Here is a 534-nt window from a genome sequence, read left to right as displayed (position 1 = left end):
AGATAACAAGGTGACGATCTCATACGTACCCGGTACCGCGCGCCTGACGGACCTGAACGGGAACTCGGCCGGATACCTGAATCTGGAGCCGGTTACGGTTACGACGCTGCTCGATATGGGTGACATCCAATCGGCGGTAGTGCAGGGAGATACCATCCAGGTCGTGTTCAATAAAACGCTGGTGTCCCAGTCCTCCGTCACAGTAACCCAATTCCAAGTGTTGGTGGACGGAACGACAAGCTCCCTGGCCAGCGCCTCGGTCAATGGCAGCACGCTGACGATCAAGCTCAGCAATCCGGTCATCAATGGCCAAAAGGTGGAGCTGTCCTACATTCCAGGGGCTACGCCGCTCAGGGACAGTGCAGGCACTTATTTGAAGTATTTTAACAAAGTCCCGGTCAGCAACACGGGCACGATAACCGGCAGCGGATCGACCGATCCGAACCGTCCGTCCTACCTGACACTCATGGAAGCGGGAGAGTTTGGACAGGCCATGTTTGCGCTGGGCAATCAGGCAACGGCCGTGTCGGACGT

The 534-nt window shown here is 56.9% G+C and carries 1 protein-coding gene; it reads left to right on the top strand.

The window, feature by feature from the left end:
* A partial coding sequence (locus CPT76_RS37770; protein WP_258168796.1) for a SwmB domain-containing protein occupies positions 1-534 on the top strand: 534 nt, incomplete at both ends.

Origin of the sequence: Paenibacillus sp. AR247, assembly GCF_002968895.1 — a bacterium.
GTDB classification, from domain to species: domain Bacteria; phylum Bacillota; class Bacilli; order Paenibacillales; family Paenibacillaceae; genus Paenibacillus_AQ; species Paenibacillus_AQ favisporus.
The sequence above is the reverse complement of the archived record's forward strand: the minus strand, read 5'-3'. Positions and strand labels throughout refer to the sequence as shown.